This window comes from Polaromonas sp. P1_G4, from assembly GCF_056405475.1.
The window spans coordinates 1-636 of the sequence record NZ_JBFUCA010001028.1; the positions used below are offsets into that span (position 1 = coordinate 1).

General features: G+C 53.9%; 1 protein-coding gene. It reads left to right on the plus strand.

The window, feature by feature from the left end:
- Positions 1-93 precede the first annotated feature (93 nt).
- Complete coding sequence (locus AC1D1X_RS25180; RefSeq protein WP_477671711.1) at positions 94-402, plus strand: hypothetical protein; 309 nt, start codon at positions 94-96, stop codon at positions 400-402.
- Positions 403-636: the final 234 nt, after the last annotated feature.

Consider the following 636-nt stretch of genomic DNA (forward strand, 5'->3'; position numbering starts at 1 on the left):
TCCCAACCCGCATCAACACCAATATGAGCCTGGCGCAACGGGTGGAACACCCAGCCGTGGAAAATTTATACCGCTCGACTAAAGGAGGTTTTCATGAGTGATTCCTTAAAAGATTTCCCCATCACGGGAGAGGCTTGCTGCATGGTTCTTCGCAAGGGAGCTGAACTCACTGAGATGTGGATTCTTAAAGATATAGAAACACTGTCCGATGGCGATGCGTGGGAGCTTAGTCGGCTTTGGAAGGAAACAAGAGAAAGGTCGGTTGAAATTAGCACGAAGGATTTATGCGAGGCGCTAAAAGGAGCGTCGCAAGTTATTCACCTAGATATGGCGTCGATTAAAACTCCCGCAAAAGAATTGTTTATTGAGGATGGAGAGTTAATAGCGCGTCATCTAATTTAAAGACGTGATGCTATGCACCTTCGCCCGGGCCGACACCGCATAGCCTGGGCCGCCCCATCCAGACCCAGCAGCCCGCCAACACCGGAAGTGCGACGCCGACCACCACCGGCTTCGCCTACAACGCCAATGACAACCTGACCCAGGTCACCGACCCCCGCAACCTCGCCACCACTTACAGCCCCAACGGCCTGGGCGATGTCACAGCGCAGACCAGCCCGGATACCGGAGCAAGCC

What these genes read in the sequence shown, in the direction of transcription:
- AC1D1X_RS25180 (WP_477671711.1), top strand. Translation starts at nt 94, where the DNA reads ATGAGTGATTCCTTAAAAGATTTCCCCATCACGGGAGAGGCTTGCTGC.